At 39.9% G+C, this 20,550-nt stretch carries 19 protein-coding genes; 9 read left to right on the top strand and 10 right to left on the bottom strand.

Annotated elements, in window-relative coordinates:
- Positions 1-184: 184 nt before the first annotated feature.
- Entirely contained in the window at positions 185-1,402 is a 1,218-nt protein-coding gene (locus tag N518_RS0110090) for a CaiB/BaiF CoA transferase family protein (protein WP_026444195.1), read from the top strand.
- 43 nt (positions 1,403-1,445) lie between these two features.
- Here N518_RS0110090 and N518_RS0110085 read toward each other — a convergent pair whose 3' ends face one another.
- Together N518_RS0110085 and N518_RS0110080 are read right to left on the bottom strand one after the other, a co-directional pair.
- Positions 1,446-2,297 (bottom strand): IclR family transcriptional regulator, encoded by an 852-nt coding sequence (locus tag N518_RS0110085; protein WP_005014172.1) that lies wholly within the window; start codon positions 2,295-2,297, stop codon positions 1,446-1,448.
- A gap of 108 nt (positions 2,298-2,405) precedes the next feature.
- The gene (locus N518_RS0110080) at positions 2,406-3,611 is read right to left on the bottom strand and encodes a 3-oxoadipyl-CoA thiolase (protein ID WP_026444194.1); all 1,206 of its coding nucleotides are present in this window, start codon (positions 3,609-3,611) and stop codon (positions 2,406-2,408) included.
- 609 nt (positions 3,612-4,220) lie between these two features.
- On the opposite strand from N518_RS0110080, the gene N518_RS0110075 reads away from it, so the two are divergent.
- The 6 genes from N518_RS0110075 (at position 4,221) to N518_RS0110050 (ending at position 10,610) form a co-directional block, all read left to right on the top strand.
- Entirely contained in the window at positions 4,221-5,375 is a 1,155-nt protein-coding gene (locus N518_RS0110075) for an acyl-CoA dehydrogenase family protein (protein ID WP_005025988.1), read from the top strand.
- Between the two features lie 61 nt (positions 5,376-5,436).
- Positions 5,437-6,708 (top strand): MFS transporter, encoded by a 1,272-nt coding sequence (locus N518_RS0110070; RefSeq protein ID WP_005014178.1) that lies wholly within the window; start codon positions 5,437-5,439, stop codon positions 6,706-6,708.
- Between the two features lie 49 nt (positions 6,709-6,757).
- A complete protein-coding gene (locus tag N518_RS0110065; RefSeq protein WP_005025985.1) occupies positions 6,758-7,432 on the top strand; it encodes a 3-oxoacid CoA-transferase subunit A in 675 nt (224 codons plus the stop codon).
- Complete coding sequence (locus N518_RS0110060) at positions 7,429-8,079, top strand: 3-oxoacid CoA-transferase subunit B (RefSeq protein WP_005025983.1); 651 nt, start codon at positions 7,429-7,431, stop codon at positions 8,077-8,079. Before N518_RS0110065 ends, N518_RS0110060 begins: the two co-directional genes overlap by 4 nt.
- 41 nt (positions 8,080-8,120) lie before the next feature.
- Positions 8,121-9,386, top strand: coding sequence for a DcaP family trimeric outer membrane transporter (locus N518_RS0110055; protein WP_005025982.1), 1,266 nt, complete (start codon positions 8,121-8,123; stop codon positions 9,384-9,386).
- Between the two features lie 24 nt (positions 9,387-9,410).
- Entirely contained in the window at positions 9,411-10,610 is a 1,200-nt protein-coding gene (locus N518_RS0110050) for an MFS transporter (RefSeq protein WP_005025980.1), read from the top strand.
- Between the two features lie 117 nt (positions 10,611-10,727).
- Here the strand turns inward: N518_RS0110050 and N518_RS0110045 are convergent, their stop codons facing one another.
- The 5 genes from N518_RS0110045 to xseA form a co-directional block, all read right to left on the bottom strand.
- Positions 10,728-11,162: a PaaI family thioesterase gene (locus N518_RS0110045; protein WP_005025977.1), complete on the bottom strand. Its 435-nt coding sequence runs from the start codon at positions 11,160-11,162 to the stop codon at positions 10,728-10,730.
- Positions 11,163-11,334: 172 nt separating this feature from the next.
- Complete coding sequence (locus N518_RS0110040; RefSeq protein WP_005025974.1) at positions 11,335-11,985, bottom strand: SOS response-associated peptidase; 651 nt, start codon at positions 11,983-11,985, stop codon at positions 11,335-11,337.
- Between the two features lie 310 nt (positions 11,986-12,295).
- Complete coding sequence (locus N518_RS0110035) at positions 12,296-12,634, bottom strand: hypothetical protein (protein WP_005025972.1); 339 nt, start codon at positions 12,632-12,634, stop codon at positions 12,296-12,298.
- 145 nt (positions 12,635-12,779) lie between these two features.
- Positions 12,780-12,974 carry an exodeoxyribonuclease VII small subunit gene (gene xseB, locus N518_RS0110030; protein WP_005014193.1) on the bottom strand — a complete coding sequence of 65 codons (195 nt, stop codon included), beginning with the start codon at positions 12,972-12,974 and terminating at the stop codon, positions 12,780-12,782.
- A complete protein-coding gene (gene xseA / locus N518_RS0110025; RefSeq protein ID WP_005025970.1) occupies positions 12,967-14,232 on the bottom strand; it encodes an exodeoxyribonuclease VII large subunit in 1,266 nt (421 codons plus the stop codon). Before xseA ends, xseB begins: the two co-directional genes overlap by 8 nt.
- A gap of 290 nt (positions 14,233-14,522) precedes the next feature.
- On the opposite strand from xseA, the gene N518_RS17460 reads away from it, so the two are divergent.
- A complete protein-coding gene (locus N518_RS17460; RefSeq protein ID WP_005404932.1) occupies positions 14,523-14,645 on the top strand; it encodes a hypothetical protein in 123 nt (40 codons plus the stop codon).
- A gap of 229 nt (positions 14,646-14,874) precedes the next feature.
- Here the strand turns inward: N518_RS17460 and N518_RS0110020 are convergent, their stop codons facing one another.
- On the bottom strand, positions 14,875-17,268 hold the full coding sequence (locus tag N518_RS0110020) for a glucose/quinate/shikimate family membrane-bound PQQ-dependent dehydrogenase (protein WP_005014199.1): 2,394 nt from the start codon (positions 17,266-17,268) through the stop codon (positions 14,875-14,877).
- A gap of 102 nt (positions 17,269-17,370) precedes the next feature.
- Positions 17,371-18,615 carry a carbohydrate porin gene (locus N518_RS0110015; RefSeq protein WP_005025966.1) on the bottom strand — a complete coding sequence of 415 codons (1,245 nt, stop codon included), beginning with the start codon at positions 18,613-18,615 and terminating at the stop codon, positions 17,371-17,373.
- 364 nt (positions 18,616-18,979) lie between these two features.
- Here N518_RS0110015 and N518_RS0110010 point away from each other — a divergent pair, with 364 nt between their 5' ends.
- Positions 18,980-19,429 carry a hypothetical protein gene (locus tag N518_RS0110010; protein WP_227548699.1) on the top strand — a complete coding sequence of 150 codons (450 nt, stop codon included), beginning with the start codon at positions 18,980-18,982 and terminating at the stop codon, positions 19,427-19,429.
- 122 nt (positions 19,430-19,551) lie between these two features.
- Here N518_RS0110010 and N518_RS0110005 read toward each other — a convergent pair whose 3' ends face one another.
- Positions 19,552-20,547 carry an ABC transporter substrate-binding protein gene (locus N518_RS0110005; RefSeq protein WP_005025961.1) on the bottom strand — a complete coding sequence of 332 codons (996 nt, stop codon included), beginning with the start codon at positions 20,545-20,547 and terminating at the stop codon, positions 19,552-19,554.
- Positions 20,548-20,550 lie beyond the last annotated feature (3 nt).

Raw genomic sequence — 20,550 nt, 5'->3', positions numbered from 1 at the left:
TTTGGTACTAAAATTAATTAATAATAAAAATTAATTTTACTCTGCAAAATTAATTTATCTAAATATAGCTTCATATTTTATTTAAAATCTATAGTTTTGTGTTATAAATAAAATATTATTTCGTTTGATGAAATAAATATATTTTATTTCTAGGGAAATTAGAACAAGAGTAAGGAGTAGAATGATGGGTGCTTTGAGAGGTTTTAGAGTGCTGGATCTAAGCCGTATTCTGGCAGGCCCTTGGTGCAGTCAGATTCTGGCTGACTTGGGTGCTGAAGTCATCAAAATTGAAAAACCCTATAGTGGTGATGATACCCGTCGTTGGGGACCACCCTGGTTAAAAGATGATTCAGGACAAGACACTCAGGAGTCTGCTTACTATCTTTCTGCAAATCGGGGTAAGCATTCAGTCGCTATTGATCTTGCAACTCTGGAAGGGCAGCAGCTTATCCGGACACTTGTACTTGAATCTGATGTATTAATTGAAAATTATAAAGCGGGTTCACTTCAAAAATATGGTCTTGATTATGAAACGTTAGCAGCAATCAATCCGCGACTCGTTTATTGTTCTATTACAGGGTTCGGACAGAAAGGACCTCGTGCAAATGAACCTGGATATGATTTTATTATTCAGGGTATGGGCGGTATGATGAGTGTTACCGGCGAACGGGATGACCTGCCGGGTGGTGGTCCCCAGAAGGCTGGCTTGGCTTTTGCAGATTTAACCACCGGGCTCTATTCAGCTATTGCTATTCAGGCAGCACTGCTTTCCAGAGAAAAAACGGGCGAGGGTCAACATATTGACATGGCCCTGCTAGATACACAGGTAGCTTCCTTATCTGTTCTCGCCATGAATTATTTAACCTCGGGAAAAGTCCCGGGCCGTTTCGGCAATGCTCATGCTAATATTGTACCTTATCAGGTATTTAAAGCTGAAAAAGGCGAGTTTATTATTGCCTGTGGTAATGATAGCCAGTTTAAAGCACTGTGTGAAAGTATTGGTCTGGCTGAGTTAGCTCTTCATCCACATTACAGGCAAAATTCCGGGCGTGTCACTTATCGGGAAGAATTGACTGCTTTATTACAGCAACACTTTATGACACGACCAGCCGAGGAATGGGTAAAAGTCATTCATCAGGTTAAAGTCCCGGTCGGCATGATTAACAATTTAAAGCAGACTTTAGAAGAAGAGCAGGTGATTGTCCGGGAGATGGTAGTTAACATGCCTCATTCTTTGCAGCAGAACTATACATCTATTGGTTCACCTATTAAACTTTCAAAAACACCGGTAGAGTATCAAAAGGCGCCGCCGTGTTTAGCACAAGATACTGAAAATATTCTAAGCCGGTATTTATCAGAAACAGAAATTATAGAACTGAAAGAAAAGAAAATTATTCAGTAAATTTAAAAGTCCCCGTTCTTACAAGTCGGGGACTTTTTATATTTTACATAATTTCATTTAATGAGTCCTGAATATTGTGCACCATATGAATCAGGCGCGGACCGATTTCATCTTCGAGGCGCTCGGGACTGAGTTGAAAGCTGGGTGCTCCACAGTTAAAGACATATAAACCATGCTGACTGCTTACCAAGGGTACCGCCACAGAATTTACTTCCTTATGCCATTCTCCTAAAGATAAACAATAGCCATAGTCCTGATAATCACGAAAAGCACGTTCAAGTGAACGTTTGATTGAAGGCCAGTTCTCCGGATTTTTCTTGGCTAGTGCATCCATCAAGAAATTGCGCTCATGTTCTGGTGTAGCTGCCAGACAGGCCCGTCCCATAGAGCTGCTATAAATGGGTAAAGTCGAACCAATAGGGCGACGCATATTCAGTGAGCTTTCTACTTGTACTACATCAATATAAATCATATTCAACCGGTCACGGGTTGCCATAGCGACCGGTGCCTGAGCATATTTACTCATCTCTTCCATAAGCGGATGAGCAGTATTGCGAATAGAGATATTAGACAAGGCTGAATAGCCTAAGGAAAGTACACCTATATCAAGCATGTACTTTGTAGAATTTGGCAACTGTTTTAAATAGCCTAAGCTTACCAATGTATTAGTAATACGGGCAATTGTCGGCTTCGGTAAACCTGTCATCTTAGCCAGTTCCTGATTACCCAAGACCTGTTTATGAGCAGAAAAGCAGCGCAGTAACTCTAATCCACGTGCCAAAGAGGCAATAAATTGCGGATTATTTTCACGATGTATATGAGAGATAGGGTCGAGACGAATTTCATCCAGATTGGTTATTTTTTCAGTTTTTTCTACTCTGGTACTTTCAGACATTCAAGCCTCAAATATAATGAAAAATAAATATGTTATTCATTATATTTCGTTAAACAAAATTAATCCATTCACCACTTTTATAGTGAATGGATCTTTAAACTCAAAAAATCAGGAAACGTTTTCAATGACCATAGCCAGACCTTGACCTACACCAATACAAAGACTAATCACCGCATATTTTTTCTGGCGGCGCTGTAATTCACGTGCAACTGTTAGTGTAAGACGCGCGCCAGAAGCACCAAGAGGGTGGCCTACTGCAATTGCTCCTCCGTTTGGATTAACACGCGGATCATTAAAATCTACATCTAAACCTTTCAAACAGGACAATACCTGTGAAGCAAAAGCTTCATTGATTTCAATAATGTCCATATCATCAAGAGTCAGACCAGCACGGCTGACTGCTTTTTTAATTGCCTCAATAGGACCCGCACCCATAATACGTGGTTCAATACCTGCCGCTGCCGCTGACAAAATTTTTGCCATTGGCTTTAAGCCGTATTTTTCCTGAACTGTTTCTGAACCGATCAGTAGAGCTGCTGCGCCGTCATTAATACCAGAAGCATTTCCTGCAGTAACTACACCACCTTCAAACAAGGGTTTTAATTTAGATAGAGCTTCAAAATTAGAAGATGGACGTGGATGTTCATCTTCACTAACCAGTTTAGGCGGTAACTTTTTACCTTGAGAAACTTCAATAGGAGTAATTTCTCCTTCAAAGAAGCCTTCAGTCTTTGCCTGCTGATATTTCGCCTGTGACTGTGCAGCAAAGGTATCCGCCTGTTCACGGGTAATTCCAAATTCGACAGCTACATTATCGCCTGTTTCAGGCATTGAATGGCCACCATACTGCGCAGTAATTTTCTTATTAGGAAAACGTGAACCAATAGTGGTATCAAAGATTTTTGCCTCACGACTAAATGCAGTTTCTGCTTTGCCCATAACAAATGGTGCACGGGTCATGCTTTCTACACCACCAGCAATATACAGTTCACCTTCACCACAGGTAATGGCACGAGCCGAATCGATAACAGCCCCTAAACCACTTGCACATAACCGGTTTACTGTCTGTCCGGGTACAGTAACTGGCAAACCGGCCAATAACACAGCCATACGTGCTACATTACGGCTGTCTTCGCCAGCCTGATTCGTATCACCCAGAATAACATCTTCAATATCTGTCCCTGGTACACCTGTTTTTTCAATGAGCTTTTTAATAACTTCTGCTGCCAGATCATCAGGACGTATAGACGCGAGTACACCCCCATGACGGCCAATCGGACTACGTAAACCATCGTAAATATAGGCATTTAGCATTTGAAAACTCCATTTCAGAGATAGTAAGAGAGTAATTTTTGATTACTCAAAAAATATTTTGGTATCACTACGGCTTAAGGCTTATAAGTCATTCATCATGCTACATTTATTTGTCAGTTCAATCTGTGAAGAGCTTGGCAGTCAGTGATGAGTACATATAAGGCCTATAAATTTGGGATTTCTTACATTCCATCTTCTTAATTAAGATTCTAGAAAAGCACTGGGTTTTTATGTTTTAGCTTAAAATTTCAGTGCAATGAAAAAGACAAGTATTGCCTTTAACTCTTGATTCCTAGGTCTTAATTATATTGATTACTTTGTTTCGTATAGCAAAACTATATTCTTTTTATCCTGTTATGTCTAAATTTTTTTGCAATTAATTTCGAAGTAGAATTAAAAACATTTTTATTATTTTATTAATTATTTGATTTATATTAATTAAAAAAATTAATTTCGCTCGACGAAATTAATTTTCAAAAAAGCTTGAATTTTGTGCATTTTATCTTTTACTATTCAGAACAGCATAAGTAAAACCAGATTTTTCATTGTGAAATTTAAATGAAGTGAAAAATCTATAGCGTTTAAAATAAATAGGTAGGGAGATCTCTGATGATCCGTGATGAAGGAATGCTTGAACAGCTGCTTTCAACGATTCGAAATTTTGTTAAAAATGAACTTATTCCACGTGAACACGAAGTTGCCGAAGCAGATAAAATTCCTGAAGACCTCATCCAGAAAATGCGTGAACTCGGTTTATTTGGACTCACTATCCCTGAAGAGTATGGCGGTTTAGGAATTACTATGGAGGAAGAGGTACGAGTTGCCTTTGAACTGGGCCAAACTTCACCAGCCTTCCGTTCACTTATTGGAACAAATAATGGTATTGGTTCTAGCGCAATCTTGATTGATGGCACTGAAGAGCAAAAACAGAAGTATTTACCACGCTATGCCAGTGGTGAAATCATTGGTTCGTTTTGCCTGACTGAACCGGAATCAGGTTCTGATGCTGCATCTTTACGCACGACTGCAGTCAAAAATGGCGATTTTTATATCCTGAATGGCACTAAACGCTATATCACCAATGCTCCACATGCTGCAACCTTTACCGTAATGGCCAGAACCAATCCTGAAATTAAAGGCTCAGGCGGTATTTCTGCCTTTCTAGTTGAAGCCGATAATCCAGGTATTACTCTTGGAAAAATTGATCAGAAAATGGGGCAGAAGGGTTCACATACCTGTGACGTCATCTTTGAAAACTGTCGTGTACCCGCCTCTGCCCTGATTGGAGGAGTGGAAGGGGTCGGTTTTAAAACAGCCATGAAAGTCCTCGATAAAGGACGTCTGCATATTGGAGCCTATAGTGTAGGGGTAGCAGAACGTATGCTGGATGACGCATTGCGGTATGCCGTTGAACGTAAACAGTTCGGTCAGCCAATTGCCAATTTCCAGTTAATCCAGGCCATGCTGGCAGACTCCAAAGCTGAAATCTATGCAGCCAAATGTATGGTGCTCGATGCTGCACGTCGTCGTGACCAGGGTGAAAATATCAGTACAGAAGCATCATGCTCAAAAATGTTCGCAACGGAAATGTGTGGCCGTGTTGCAGACCGCTGTGTACAGATTCATGGAGGAGCTGGCTATATCAGTGAATACAGTATTGAACGTTTCTATCGGGATGTACGCTTGTTCCGTCTTTATGAAGGAACCACACAGATTCAGCAAATTATTATTGCACGCAACATGATTAAAGAAGTGTCTTCGTAATGAGGACATGATGGGGATAAGGCATCAAAGCTAAGATGCCTTTTATTACAAGGAAATGGACATGATGGATCAGGCTGTTCAAAAAACAGATAACACAACAAATGCAAAAGTCTGGAAATTTGCTTTTATTTTTTCCTTCCTGGCTTTATTGGTTGATGGCGCTGATATTGCTTTTTTATCTTATAGTCTAACCAGTCTGAAAGCTGAATTTGGTTTAAGCAGTATACAGGCAGGCGCACTCGGAAGCTGGACACTGGCAGGCATGGCAATTGGTGGCTTCTTTGGTGGCTGGGCCTGTGACCGTTTTGGACGGGTGCGGGTTATTGTTATTGCAATTACCTTATTCTCGTTGCTGACCTGCTGGCTGGGCTTTGCACAAAGTTACCAGCAATTTGTGACACTACGTTTTATTTCAGCGATTGGTTTAGGGGCACTCTACATCGCCTGTAACACCTTAATGGCTGAATATGTGCCTACAAAATATCGCTCGACTGTATTAGCTGCCCTTATGACTGGCTGGACCTTGGGTTCAATTGTGGCTACGGTACTTGCAGGCTGGCTTATTCCTGAATTCGGCTGGCGCATGCTGTTTTATATTTCAATTATTCCTATTGTTCTGGCAGTAGCCATGCACTTTCTGGTGCCTGAACCACAGTCATGGAAAGATGCACGTGCCCAGCGCCTCACCACTACCACTTCAGTAGATCAGAGCCAACCTAAACCTAAAGGTGCTTTCAAGACAATTTTTGCAGATGTCATGAACCGCCGCATGTTCATCCTGTGGTCATTCAGTACTGCTTTTCTACAGTTCGGCTATTATGGGGTAAGTAACTGGTTGCCAGCCTATTTAGAATCCGATCTTGGTATCAAGTTTAAAGAAATGACCATGTATATGATCGGCACATTCTTTATCATGATCTGTACAAAAATTATTGCAGGCTATATTGCAGACCGGATTGGACGCCGTGCTGTATTTGCCTTCGGTACAATGGGCACAGCAATCTTTATTCCCATCATTGTATTTGGTAATACGCCTGACAATATTTTATGGCTAATGCTGTTATTCGGTTTTCTGTACGGTATTCCATACGGAATCAATGCAACTTATATGACAGAGAGCTTTCCAACCAAGGTTCGAGGTACAGCTGTAGGCGGTGCATACAATATTGGCCGTCTGGGTGCAGTACTTGCGCCGGTTACTATTGGCTACTTTGCACAAGGCGGTTCCATAGGTACAGGTCTGTTGATTATGGGTGTAGCCTATTTTCTTTGCGGTTTAATTCCAGCCTTGTTTATTAAAGACCGTTTATATAATCCTCAAAAAGCAGAGTAATGGTATTTACCATTGCTCTTTTTTTATATTTGAGAAGGTAAAAGTTCAGATGATCAATAAAATCACTCCGGATATTGAAACGATTTTAAAGGGTATTCCAGACGGGGCCAGTATCATGACAAGCGGCTTTGGACTAGCTGGACAACCAGTTGAACTCATTGAGGCCCTGATTGACTTTGGCCCACGCGACCTGACCATTATCAATAATAATGCAGCCTCAGGTGACCGTGGTCTGACCAAGCTATTAATGGCTGGACTGGTCAAAAAAATGATCTGTTCTTTCCCAAAAGCTAATAATACCAAAGTATTTGATGAACTTTATAAAGCAGGAAAAATAGAGCTGGAGCTAGTACCACAGGGCAATCTGGCCTGCCGGATTCAGGCAGCTGGTGCAGGGCTGGGAGCAATATTTACTCCGACCGGTTATGGGACCAAGATTGCTGAAGGTAAGGAAACCCGTATTATCAAAGGCAAAGCTTATGTACTTGAATATCCGATTGAAGCTGACTATGCACTGATCTATGCAGACAAAGCAGACCGTTGGGGTAATCTGACTTATCGAAAAGCTGCGCGAAACTTTGGCCCCCTTATGGCTAAAGCTGCAGAGATCACAATTGCTCAGGTTCATGAAATTGTTGAGCTGGGTACATTAGATCCTGAGTGTGTCGTCACACCAGGAATTTTCGTTCAGCATGTATTTCAGTTACCAGGAGGAGGCGCATGAGTATCCAGAAGCGTACACGTGAGCAAATTGTACAGTTAATTGCACAAGATATCTCCGATGGTTCTTATGTGAATCTAGGCATAGGTCTGCCAACAAAAGTTTCTAAATACCTGCCAACAGACCGGGAAATTATTCTTCATTCAGAAAACGGTATATTGGCTTTTGGTGCACCACCAGAGCCAGGGCAAGAAGACCCCGACCTCATTAATGCAGGAAAAGAATTTGTCACTTTACTGGATGGTGGCTGTTTTATGCATCATGGTGACTCATTTGACATCATGCGCGGCGGGCATCTGGATATTTGTGTGCTTGGGGCTTTTCAAGTTGCAGTAAATGGTGACCTGGCCAACTGGCATACTGGTGAAGCAGATGCAGTACCAGCTGTAGGTGGTGCAATGGATCTTGCAGTCGGCGCAAAAACTATTTTCGTATGTATGGAACATGTGACTAAGCATGGTGAGCCTAAAGTGGTTAATGCACTGACTTATCCCGTAACAGGGGAGCAATGTGTGAACCGGATTTATACTGATCTCTGCATTATTGAACTCAGCAATGGCAAAGCATTAGTTAAGGAAATAGTTGAAGGCTTAAGTTTTGAAGAATTACAGTCTATGACTGGATGTGCACTTGCCGACGCCAGAACTTAAAAAGCTTTTTATACGGATTTAATATCTTTAAGGATTAAAGAATGAAAAAAATGATTTTAGCTGCAGCCTGTGCTGCGGCCTCAGGGAGTATTTTCGCCGATTCTACCGAGCAGCGTATTTTACTGTTGGAAAATGAATTACAGCGCTTAAAGACCGAGCTTAAAGAGCAAAAACAGCAGCAAAATGTTCTGCAAGCACAGCAGCAGGAAGATCGGGCTTTAACACAGAAAATTAATACTTCCTCATGGAAAGACAATGTCGACTTTTATGGCATCTTGCGTATGGATGGTGCAGTAGACTTTAAAAGTACAACAGGCCGTTCAAGCGGAGGGCGTACCAGTAATAAGATTAATAGTGTCCCTTTTGATGGAGTTGAGGGAAACCGTTCAGATTTTACCGTAGCCGCCAGCCGCTTTGGAGTAGACATTAATCATCTGGGGGGACGTAAAGATGTTAAAGCCAAGCTGGAAGCCGACTTTTGGGTGGACAGTGGTAAAGGCGATGGCAAACTCAGGATACGTCATGCTTATGTCAGTTTTGATGACTGGTTATTTGGCCAGACATGGTCGCTTATGTCGAATATGGAAACAATTACTGAGTCAGTTGATTTTACCCAGTTACTCGGTGCTTCAATCCTGCGTGATCCGCAAGTCCGCTATCAGTGGCAGTTTAGCCCCGCACATACATTGCAGATGGCTCTTGAGTATTCAGGTGAAAGAACTTCAGAATTTCCAAGCCTGACCAGTAAATACACTTACAAGAATGGACCATTGCATTTGATGGGGCAGGGCTTCATCAACGAGAAGCAGGCACAAGCTACCACTGGTGATATTGAAAAAGTCAGTTGGGGTGTAGGAGCGGGTGCCAAATATAAATTTAATGCTCAGCAATCAGTTCAGGCGAACTATTACCATGTGAAAGGTGACCAGAAGTTTGTATTTTATACCAATCAGGGTTCAACCTCGGATAACGCAAACTGGGGCGGCGACTTCTCTGTAAATACAGATAATAATGAGTTACTGTTAAATGAATTTGATAGCCTGAGTATTGGTTACTCTCATAAATTTAATGACCAGTGGCGAGCAAATATTGCAACTTCATTACTGCAATATGATGATAATAGTGCATATGCCAAAGCCAATCCAGAAAGTAATAAACGCCTAACTGACCATGTAGTTAATGCATTTTATACCCCAGTGGAACACGTAGATCTAGGGGTAGAATATCATCATGGTAAACGTGAAAACCTTGCAGGAAAAGAGGCGGATATTTCACGTGTTAATATGTCAGCACGTTATAAGTTTTAATTTAACCAGACAAGGATGTCATTTATGCAAAATAGCCAGCCAGAACATTATGACCTGTCACGAGGTCTGATTCTGATGTTGGCAATTACCTGCGGTTTATGCGCAGGCTCGAATTATTTTAATCAGCCATTGATATATTCAATTTCAGAAAGCCTTGCAGTGAGTGCAGAACAGGCAGCCTTTACAATTGTGATCAGTCAGCTTTCATATGCTGCCGGTTTATTTGTATTGGTTCCCTTAGGAGACCTTTTTGAGAAACGGAGTTTTATCTGCCTGCTCATGTGTTTAACCGGAATTGCCCAGATTGGGCTTTCCATGAGTCATTCAGTTTCTGTACTTTATGGTTTTACATTTTTAGCCACATTCTTTTCTATAGCAGCTCAGGTACTTATTCCCTTCATTTCCAATCTGGTATGTCCGCGTAAAAGTGCTGAACTTGTCGGTATACTGATGAGTGGTTTACTGATGGGAATACTTTCCGCCCGAACAATAGCCGGGTTAGTCTCTACCATGTGGTCTTGGCACTATATTTATCTGGGTAGTGGTATAACCATACTTTTATTTGCACTGGTGATGTGGAAACGTTTGCCTCAGTCCAATAAAGTATCTGGCTTAACAATATGGAAAATTTACCAGTCTTTATTCAGCTTTGCTGTTCATGAACCCCATCTGATCCGTAGGGGTATTGTAGGAGGACTCGGCTTTGGCATGCTTACTCTTATCTTTACAACGATGACCTTTCTTTTAGCAAATGCTCCTTACCATTTTAACGATTTTCAGATTGGCCTTTTTGGAATTGTAGGTTTAGCAGGGGTTTTTGCTACACCTTGGGCAGGTAAACTCATCAGCCGTGGTCAAGATCACCATGTAGCACGCATATGCATCTGTTTATTAATCATATCTTGGTTACCACTCTATTTTGCTCAGCAATCATTATGGATGTATGGAGTAGGGGTGATTTTAGCCTATTTCGGGCTTTCTGCCTTGCATGTATTAAATCAGAATCTGGTTTACCGGATTTCAGCTACAGCACGTTCAAGGATTAATTCAATTTATATGACGATGTACTTTGGTGGCGCAGCTATAGGTTCATTTTTGGCGGTCTTTTTCTGGAAACATGGAGGCTGGCCAGTATGTGTAATATTAGGAGTTTGCATCGCATTACTCATCTTTTTATTTGATCGCTATGATTACCGAGCAATGAAGCAATCCACAATCCCTTAATAAGATTTATCGCTCTACTAAAATAATAGCCTAAGCAAACTAATTCTCAATCAAATAGCCTAAGTATAGTTTTAAACTTTTAAAGCAAACCTCTCAACATAAGCCTCACAAAAAAATTCAAGAACGATTGGTAATCATAAGAGTAGCTGAACCAAAAGCATAAACTTTATCACTCTCATCAACTATACGAGCTTCAGACGTTAAAATATTACGTCCCGTATTAATCACATCCCCAATGGCAATATATGTTTTATCTTTCTGTAAAGGCCGAATCATTTTGACATTCAAATCCAGTGTCGCAAAACTTACTCCATTCTCAACAGTTGTATGAACTGCACCTCCAGTTGCTGTATCTAGTACTGTGGCACAAAAGCCACCATGAATTAAACCCTGTAAATTAAGATGACGTTCATCTGGTGTAACTGCATATTTAATATGACCAGGATGCACATCAATAATACGCATAGGAATAGTTTGAGCCATAGCAGCAGGACTCTTGATTTTCCCATCCTTTATGGCCATCAGAAATTCAAATCCATTTTTAAATTCCATATATTCTCCAAAATAGTTTATTTAAGTCTTTATTATATTTTGCTAAATAGAAATTAATTTCGCAATAAGAAATTTTTATATTTTATTAATAATAGTTGAGAAAGCTAACTGTTAAAGCTTAAACCAGCTGATCAAGAATATTTTTATGATCTAAGATAGAGTTATACTGCGTTTAGAATGAATTGATATTAAAATCGTGCTGTGCTGAATAGGGCATATGTTCAGCTATAAAGTCTTCAGCAGGAAAGCTGGTTAAAAAATTTTGAGCTTCTTGATGGGTAGCTTGTAACCAAGCTAGACGTAGCTCGGGTGGAATCACTACAACAGAGCGTTTTTCTTTTCCTGGCTTATGAAACTGTGACATTAATGGATGCTTCTCAGCATTTATAGTGAGCATAGACATAGAATGTATAAACTCTTTTTCAAGTTTTGTGCGCTCATAAATTGCTGCTATTGTAAAAGGTTGGCCATCTTTACGATAAATTCCCCAGCGTTGTGCTTTTCCCTCGATATAGCGAGGCTCAAAAAATACTTCAACTGGAATGAGTGCAAACTGGTCTGATTTCCACGCATGTCTGAAACTTGGTTTCTCGCTTGCAGTTTCACTCCGGGCATTAAAAGTTTTTTGTACTGTTTTTAAATCCTCTGCCCAAACCGGAACCAGACCAAATATGGCACGGCGCCATTCAGGCTGTTGTTCTGGAGCAATAATGATCGGACTCCGATCACTAGGGTAGACTTCAGCCTGATAGTCAAATGTCATTTGCGGTAAATCTAGTAAATGTGCATGTTCAGGTCGGATAGGTAAATAATTAGCACACATAATGCTCTACTATATTTATAATTTCTTATCTACTTTAAAATTACTCGAAATAGAAGAACAGCTAGCTATATAAAAAGTTGCAGTATAGATATATAAAATAAAATTTTTGCTAACCAAGACAGGTTGAGAGAAAATTATTTTTTAAAATAATAGCGAACCAGCAGAAGAAGGATGATAGTAACTATTAGCATGATAGCTGTAGTAGAATCAAAAAATTGCATAGATATTTTTACCTGATGATTATTTTTAAAGAATACCAGATGTCAGAAACTGTCTGGTATTCTACAATATAATAAATTAATTCCAAAAGTTAGCGATGATATTCCTGCTCAATGGCTGCAAGTTCTTGCGCATAATGTTCCAGTTTGTCCGATAAAATTTTTAATTCGTTATCACTGTAGTCATTATCAATAAGAGTGCGATAAATTACTTCCAGATTATCTCTCACAGATTCATTTTTATTAGAAAGTTTGGCATACCATGCTGAATCGACACCATAGTCCATCCTTTCATCATTGCCTGTGGAATGAATAAACAGGTTGCTCTGATATTCTTTATTCCCTGCATTATTCAATTTTTCCGAAATATTATAGGCACGAACCTGTAAATCTTTAATGCGGTCATGTAGTTGATTTTTAGTTATGCTCATAATTTTATTTCCTGTCATTACTCTATTCTTATTAGTGACTATGAAGACAGCTTTAGACTATTTCAATTATAAGTTGTTAAGTTTTAACAGGTCGTTAACATATCCAAGCTAAGCATATTATACTTTTGATCTCGCTAAACCATCTTCATTCTTTAAAAGTTTCTGTTAATGCCTGCTGAACTGCTTCTACACGACTTTTACAAGCCTTATAGGCTCGCATGGATTCTTCTACAATCTCCATCAGATTATCAATGTCTGGTTCTTCCTGTGTTTCCAAAAACTCGGCATTCTTTTTCAAGATCTCATAACCCTGTTTAAAGCTGAGTTCTTCATTATTCATTTTGACTTCCTTTTACAATTTCTGCCTGAATCGTACCATCCTGCAGCTCGAGCTGTATATTTTGCATAATATTTAATTGCTGTATAGAACGAATGGCCCTACCATTATGCCGGACAATTGCATAGCCCTTATTCAAAATATGTCGTGGATTTTGCAGTAAGGTCTCTTTTAATAGGCTGTCAATATGTTGTTTAGTCTGACGAACTTGCTGCTGGGCACAGTAATGGACCACATCCTTTAAAACGTCTAGGGTTTTAGCTGACTCAGAAAGTTGGCTATGAGACAAAGTTCTGATTAAACGCATATATTGATCATTTTGACTCTGATAAACCGTAAGCTGATATTGAGATAAAGCCTTAATATGCTGAAAGGTATTTTGAACCTGCTGTACGTTTTCACTGATAGTATTTCGAATTCCTGCAATAACCTTACTTGGGGTATCAAAAGAGCGATGGGCAATTTCATCCAGAATGGTCCGGTCTTTTTCATGACCGATACCTACCCATACGGGAACCGAACGTTTGCATAAAAGGGCAGCCAGTTCATAATCATTTAAATAGGCCAAATCATTTACAGCACCGCCTCCGCGAATAATTACAATTAGGTCAGGAGGGTAGTTAAAATCATTAGCCCAGTGTTTCAGAGCACTACGTAGAGCCTCTATAATACTTTTTGGAGCTGTTTGGCCCTGAAATGTAGCTGTTTGATAGATGAAATTACAGACACCATATTTTTGTAGTACATCAGCATCTTTTTTAAAGTCACCTAAACCGGCTGCCTGTTGCGGGGCAATAACCAGTACATGCTGGATATCAAATGGCGTAACAAGCTGACGGTTTCGTTCGATCAGTCCTTCCTGAGTTAACCGTTCAACCAGTTGTTGATATTGTCTGGCGATATCACCTAGGGTAAAGCTGGAATCTATATCTTCAATATTGACTGAAAACCCATATTGCGGATCAAAACGAGCCTTGACCTTAATAAGCACATTTAAGTCTTTAGACAGTTCTATTCCACTTTCACGCTCGAATTTAAGCACAATGTTTGCCGCACTAAATTTCCAGATTGTTGCCCGGCAACTAGCAATGACCTTATCGCTCTGCTGTTCTTTTTCAGCAAGTTCCAGATAATAGTGACCACCTTTAATATTTAAATTACGTATTTCTGCCCTGACCCAAACGGGCTCGTCAAAAGTCAGCTGAATAATTTCCTGTACGCCAGATAAATATTCACTTAAAGAAAGTTGTGGATCAGCCATAGGTCTCTGGTTAGAGTAAAACGTAATTAAAAAATATCAGGAATATTATAAATCATCTGTTGAATAGTCGTGAGAATGGCTAAAAGATTTAAGCTTAACTATAAAAGGGACTTATATGAACATCACGCTAGTAAAACTTCTCAGATGTAACAATCAAAAGGTTATGTTATCTCTGCACAAATATTTTGTTACTTTTTATAGGACAAGAATTCTGTTTCTTTAAGAAAGCTTATAACGCACTTTGAAAAGAGTATATTGAATTTCATCATTACTGTTTAGGAGTTAAGGACATGCTTAAACAAGTATTGAAATGCTGGTTATGCTTTCATGTCTGGTCATTTACCAAACAAGATGGACATAAGCTCAAGCAATGTCATAAATGCGGAACCATTAAAGACCAGTTCGAATTCTAACTTGATGCTGTCTTTTAAAAATAAAAAGCTGAAGTAACTGATAAGGATTACTTCAGCTTTTTATTTTTCATATCTATTTAGAGAAAGATTTTTATTTAGGTATTTAATACCTAAAATGCAATTTCTAATTGCAAAAATCTTTTCTATTAATAAGCTGATTTTTTATACAGATGAAAAATTAATAGACCTCCAAGGAGGCCTATTAACTCATTATAATCTAGTGTTAATATCAGTCTGGCAAGGCATAAGCGATTAAATAATCACCCATTTTGGTTCCAAAGGAACCATGCCCACCTGCCATAATAACTACATACTGTTTGCCATTTATTGAGTAGGTCATAGGTGTAGCCTGACCACCTGCCGGTAAGCGGGCTTTCCATAGCTCATCACCATTGGAAACATTAAAGGCGCGGATATAATTATCCTGAGTACCTGCAAGGAACATCACATTACCAGCAGTTGAAATTGGCCCACCTAGCATTGGTACACCTAACTTAAATGGCGGTAATGGAATACCTGGCAGACTGTCACGGATTGTACCCACACGTTTCTTCCATGCTATCTGATGGTTATCCAGATCTACACCGGCAATATAACCCCATGCTGGCTGCTTACAAGGTAAACCTAAAGGAGAGAGGAATGCATTAATTTCTACGCCATACGGAACACCGTATTGTGGTTGAATGCCTGACTCTGTGCCTGTACCTTTTACTCCACCTTCAGGCCAGATCGGATTACCCGGACCACGTGGAATGAGTTTAGATACGAATGGTAATGCCATCGGATTCATTACGGCCACCTGACGGTCCGGATTCACAGAGATACCACCCCATTCAAACATACCAAGATTACCTGGGAATACGATGGTTCCATTTTCAGAAGGAGGTGTATAAGGGCCCTTATAGTCCAGGCTATGGAACATTACACGACACATTAGCTGGTCAAACATAGTCGCGCCCCACATATCTTTATCTGTCAGATGATTTTTAGGGCGGAAGGTAAACTCGGAAATCGGTTGAGTCTTAGATACCCAATCACCTTTAGCTGCACCTTGTGGAACCGGTTCTTCATGAACAGGAACTACCGGCTGGCCAGTACGGCGATCCAGTACAAAGATATGACCGGTTTTTGTCGGCGCATAAATTGCAGGCACTATTTGACCATTTTTAGCTTTTACATCAACAAGAGTAGGCTGTGAAGGTACATCCATATCCCACAAGTCATGATGTGTAGTCTGGAATGACCAGACCAGTTTACCTGTGCTTGCATTGAGAGCTACTACGGCATTTGCATAGCGTTCCATTTGTGGTGTGCGGTGACCACCCCAAATATCTGGGGTAGAAACACCAGTTGGAATATAAACGATATCCAGTTGAGAGTCATATGCAAGCGGTGCCCAGGCATTTGGCGAGTTATGTACATATGTACCACCAGTCGTCGGCATGGCATTTGGATCGGCTGCGCCTGTATCAAATACCCAGAGCAGTTTACCTGTATTTACGTCATAGCCGCGAATAACTCCTGAAGGCTCTTTAATTGACAGGTTGTCGGTTACAGAACCTGCAATAATGATCGTACTGCCAGTTACAATAGGAGGTGAGGTTGGGTTATAGCCGCCCGGATAAGCATTTGGCATATAAAGCTGAAGGTTAACTTCACCATTTTCACCAAAATCTGTACAGCGCTGACCATTATCTGCATTAATAGCAACAAGGCGCCCATCATTAACAGGCAAGATCACCTTACGTGGACATATCGCAGAGGTAGAGGTACGGCCCTGCAGGCTTGTAGCAAACTCGGCAGTATTGTTCTGATCATAGTAAGAAACACCCCGACAGGTTAGATGCTGAAAACTTGGATCTGTTTTGAGTTTTGGATCAAAACGCCATTTTTCCTTACCTGTAGCGGGATCAAGAGCCACCAGAAACTGGTGGGTAGTACAAATATACATGTTATTGCCAACTTTAATTGGCGTCACCTGATTTGTAGTTTCTCCAGAGTCCTTGTCAGTTTTAAAGTCACGGGTCCGATAGGTCCATGCAACTTTAAGATCTTTAACATTGTCAGCATTAATCTGAGCTAGGGGAGAATAGCGCAAACCTGACTGGGTACGGCCATATGCCGGCCAGTCTTCAGGGGGTATACCAGGAAGCGCTTGCCCTTGAGCTGGCTGCTGTGCTTTTAACTCACCATGAATCTCTTGCGGGTCATTAAATATTGAATAAATCATGACTAAAATTGTCAAGGCCAGTACTGCACCCAAAGCCATGATTGCCGGCTTGCGATTTATAAAGTTGTAGGTAACCGCTGGAATTAACAACCAGAGACCAAGCAAGCCTAGAATATCCAGACGTGGTGCAAGGGCCCAAAAGTCGGTTCCAACTTCCCAGATAGCCCAGATTACAGTTCCAAGCACTAAAGCGGCATATACCAGTAATGCTGAAATTCTGCCTTTATATAGCAAGAAGGCAGTAAGTAACATAAGAACGGCAGCAATAATATAATATATCGAGCCGCCAATTGCAGCGAGCCATATACCGCCGATGAGCAATCCGATTCCGATAATTGTAAAAATGAACACGGTAATCAGATTCATTTTTGACCTTGAAGATGCACGATTCATTTTCTGTGATCTCCTCCTAGTTTTAAGTTTTTTAGTGAGTTAAGCATTTTCATCAAGATAGAACAGGGTTCATCAAATCCTTTAATCAGAATCAACATATAATTAAAAAGCAGCCTGTAGTTTTAAACCACCGACCCAGACATTTTCGCCATTCTTATAACCACCGACGTGACGGATGTACTGAATATTCGGGCGAAGAGTCAGCCAATTTGTAGCGTGAATACCGTAGTAAAGCTCGGCATCATATTCTTCGTGTTGACCGGTTTGGACCTTGTCATTCACAGAAATCCGGCCAAATGCTATAGCGAGCTGATCATCTGGGCGTTGTAAGCTAAGACCGGTATAGACCAGACCAATATTTTGCATGTTATCTATAGTATTGGTTGCATCATCATGCAGGGTAAAATTAATAAAGCCTTTTAGACCACGATTCGAATCAGGTTCAGGCTGAGTAAGTTTCTGCTGAATTACTGCCCACATTCCCTGTTTATGGCTATTTTTTATAGGGTTTTCAATTTCTTCTACATCTGCGGTACTATAATAATAACCAAGGCGGTATTCACCTGGTAACTGTTGTAAAAACGCTCTAGGCTGCCAGACCAGTTCTACAGGAATAATTGCACCTTTGGAACCATCTGTACTCAAGTTAAATCCTTTACTGCGTTTCAGATTTTCAGGGTTATATTCATATACTCCTACTTGGCCATAAAGTTCTGGCTGTACCTGGTATTTAACTCGCATGGCCCATTGACTCACAGGCCAGTTATACCACTGGTCACCCACCCAGTTACCTACCTGTGAACCACAAAAAGTAAGATTCTGGAAATCACAGTCAAAACTGTTAAAATCTTCGCCTTCACCGAATCGGCCAACTTTAATATCTAACTTCTGGTCTAAAAACTGTTTTTTTATCCATAAATCAGTCAGACGCCAAGTTTGCCCACGTCCCCAGACTTCCTGTACCGAACTCAAATGTCCTTGTAGGGCCTCATGTGTCTGCGAAAGTGAACGGCCATTCCGGTGAGTAACAGTAATCTGGGCTTCTGTATCTTCCCAACCTATAATTTTTTCCAGATCAAAATGTGCGCCTAGAGCAAACTGGTCGGTGTATTCAGTTTTATGTTTATCATTATTCTTTGCATCTATAAGGCTTGCCATTTCACCTGTATAACCCAAACTAAATTGATAGCCTTGCTGTTCAAGCTGAGTTCTGTTGCTATTCCAGTCGCCCAACATCCAGGGAGATTGCATAGAAAATGCAGGTACAGCTGCGTAGAGACCGCTTGAAGTTAGCAGACCACCCAATAAGCCAAAAAGACTTACAAAGTATTTACTTTCAGTAGGCATTATGAATATCCTGAACAATATTTGTAATTGTTAATAAAGAGAAGTATGAAACTTTCAAAAAATAAAATGTAGGTATAAGATTTTTCTATGTATTCTTTTTATATATTTAAGTTAATAAATATTAACAATTCTTAAATATTCTATAGTTGTGAGATAATAAAAGGTTTTTTATAAAAAATAAGTAGATAGACGATTTTTTATAAGCATTTAATTTTAAGTAAAAACTCTAATTTAAAATACGAAATTACAGTAAATAATGCTTAATATTTTATACAGAAGCGATATAAATTTAAAAAAAAAGCCGTACAAAATTACTTTACATTTCTTTCAGATTTATGCAAGTTTAAAAACAACTGATTAAAATATGAAGAACAATATGCAAGATATTAATGAGCCGAAAATTAATCTTCCTGAAGAGATAAAATTAGAAGACGGAACAGTTATCCCCGTCGGTGACATCAGCTATGAGGCTTCCTATCTGGATGGAACCCATGATCCGGAAAGTTTTAATGGCTATATTCTTACATTTGAAGTATCAGGAAAGGGAATGGCCGCAATTCGGATTATCCCAAGTATGACTGATCCAGATGATGCCGAGCATGGAGTCAACTATACTGAATTCACTGAAGATGATGAAGCCGGTATCGACCTTTCACCTGAAACCGCCAGCCAGATTCGAATTATACCAGCAGAAGAAGATGATCTGGTTAATGAAGATGACTACGGCGACGGAAATGAACATGATGGGGGTGTAGTACCAGAGGACTATAATAATGAGGATATTGAAGATATAAATGATATTATAAACCGCTAGGTTACTGAATTATAAAATTAATCCTAGTATCTTTAAAAACGTTTCATGAGATAAAAAGTTTTGCTATAAGAACTTTTTATCTCATTTCTGATAGTGGTCAATACAACTTCCCGGAGCCAATATCAGCATTGAAGTTTGTATATACAACTTTGACCAAGTTGGTGGAAATCAGATGAATAGGAATCAAGCTGTTCCCATTTTAGCATTTTTTCAGTTAACCATATAAAATCGGCTAGTTGGGGCTGAGCAGACTCACCAATAAAGTTCTGTATAATATTTTTTATAAAATAAAATCTGTCTACATGTATCTCAGCAGAACATTGAAACCGGATAATATTGTAATGAATGAGTAGCTGCCAGATTTGCTGATAATCTTGCATCTGTTTTAATTCATATTGTGCCTTTTGAATAGCCTCGACTAAAGCGGTTAATGTATTTGGATGCTGGCTAGCCCATTCGGCCGTTACTGCCAATACTTTATCGGCGACTTTAGGAATAATGGTTTGGCTTGAAGTAATTATTTTTGAATAACCTTGTAATTCTCCTTGGGTATTCCAAGGTTCACCTGCACAAAAACCATCAATTAAGTGATTAGAAACAGCCTCAACCATATACGGCGGTGGCAGAGTCTTTAATTCAAACTGCTGGGCGACTTGTTCATCGGCCAGAGCCAGCCATTCTCTTAAACAATAATGATGAAGCGAGTATTTAAAAACCTGCGCTAATTGAATTGGACGACCCTGTAAGTAAGCCTGCACTACTTTTTGTGCAGATTGTTGTGCTGTATCACTAGAGTTAATATCCAGTTCAAAACACAGTTTCTGGCTTAAACTGATATAAGCCTGATTGGTACTTAATATTAATGGTGTTTGAAAAGGTATCCCTGACTGATCAAGACCTATTGCAGCAGCAGGTAACATTGCAGAAAGACAATGTGCAGCATCGAGAAAACCAAAAGCTAGCCGATCACGCAGACTGGCCCACGATGGTTCTTTAACCAGCTGGACATTTAAACCAGTTTCTGTAAAAAAGCCACGATGTTTGGCCCATAAAATAGCAATACAGTCCAGTAATGGTATATAGCCTAGCTGAATATCTGTTTTTTCAAGCTGTTTCATAAC

This window comes from Acinetobacter sp. UNC436CL71CviS28, assembly GCF_000620525.1.
Lineage (GTDB): Bacteria > Pseudomonadota > Gammaproteobacteria > Pseudomonadales > Moraxellaceae > Acinetobacter > Acinetobacter radioresistens.
Note: the sequence above shows the minus strand (reverse complement) of the source record. Positions and strands in the feature narration are given on the sequence as shown.